Source organism: Nocardia sp. SYP-A9097 (assembly GCF_009649815.1).
In the GTDB taxonomy this organism is placed as follows: Bacteria; Actinomycetota; Actinomycetes; order Mycobacteriales; family Mycobacteriaceae; genus Nocardia.
In genome coordinates this window covers 1-1,188 of sequence record NZ_WJIC01000079.1, presented here as the reverse complement: position 1 = coordinate 1,188, position 1,188 = coordinate 1, and the positions used below count along the sequence as shown (strand labels likewise).

Below are 1,188 nucleotides of genomic sequence, written 5' to 3'. Positions count from 1 at the left end.
GACCGCCTGGCCACCAAGGCCCAGCGGTTGGCTCTCATCGCAGCCGAAAAGGGTTGCACCCGACCGGATTGCAGCGCGCCCGCGTCCCTGTCGGCGGTGCACCACATCACCGAGTGGGCCAAGGAAGGCCCGACCGACATAGAAAATCTCACCCTGGCGTGCGATGCCTGCCACGCCCTGGTCCACGACGGCCCCGGCGGTTGGAAAACCGTAGTCACGGGACCCGACACCGACTTCCCCGGCCGAACCGGCTGGATCGCCCCCGCCCACATCGACCCCACCCGAACTCCACACGTGAACCACCGCCACCACCCCGGAGAACTACTGGCCGCCACGATCGCCCGCATCCGCGCCCGCGACGAACGCGACCGCGAACACCGCAAAGCCCGACTCGAACACCGCACCACCCCCGGTGAGGGTCGATAGCGAAGCTGAGCGCCTGTACCACCGTCAGGGATACCCCTGCCGGTGGTACAGGCGTTTCCCGCTGCCCGCCCACGCTTTCCGCGCCTGCGAGGGTGGCTCACCGTCATGCTTCTTGTTCTGCGGCCAGATCCCTAGGCGCACCTGCCTTTGCGGGTCAGGCCCGCCTTGCGCGCCATGATGTGGGGCGACAGCGAAGTCGAGTAGCTCATGTCCATGTCCGTGATGACGCTGCCGGTCCTCCGCGCCTTCATAAGTGACACCGTTCATTTCGCTCATGCCAGGTGAGGGTGAAGGTTTCGGTGCGGAATTGGTCGAGCAGGACGCCGCCTTCGGGATCGGTGAGGCGCATCAGGTGGGCGGTGTCGGCGAGAGTTGGTGGGTAGCTGCGTTTGTTGTTGCCCGCCAGCCCCTCTTCGCGTGTTCCGTCCGTAGCTCGTCGTCCTATCGAGGGCGAGGTCGAAGCTCGGTTCTTTCCATGTGGATACCCAGGCGGCTGGCTCACGGGGCCTTCGTAGCCGAGGCGGGCAGGAACCTTTGGGTGCCAGCGGGGTTCGGAAGAGGGCCAAGATTCTTCGGAGTGGGAACCTCGCCTGCCGTACCCGATTTTCGCTCCCCCATCGGGAGCCGCCCTCTCACCTACCAGCCTCGCTGGCAGGCCGTGGTCCCGATCTCGAGCAAAGACAAAACCCCAAAGACCAAAACCCCCAAACCGCCCACCCCCGAGGCCATCACACCCCGTGTCTAACGAGCACACCCCTTGTA

2 protein-coding genes are annotated in these 1,188 nt (G+C 65.6%); one reads left to right on the top strand and one right to left on the bottom strand.

The window, feature by feature from the left end:
• The coding region (locus tag GFY24_RS40815) for an HNH endonuclease signature motif containing protein (RefSeq protein ID WP_194853231.1) at positions 1 to 426 on the top strand (426 nt) is incomplete at its 5' end.
• A gap of 24 nt (positions 427 to 450) precedes the next feature.
• Here the strand turns inward: GFY24_RS40815 and GFY24_RS40810 are convergent.
• On the bottom strand, positions 451 to 702 hold the full coding sequence (locus GFY24_RS40810; protein WP_153810466.1) for a hypothetical protein: 252 nt from the start codon (positions 700 to 702) through the stop codon (positions 451 to 453).
• Positions 703 to 1,188 lie beyond the last annotated feature (486 nt).

Bases quoted from the DNA above. Each gene is read 5' to 3' on its own strand.
- GFY24_RS40810 (WP_153810466.1), bottom strand. From the start codon at position 702: ATGAGCGAAATGAACGGTGTCACTTATGAAGGCGCGGAGGACCGGCAG.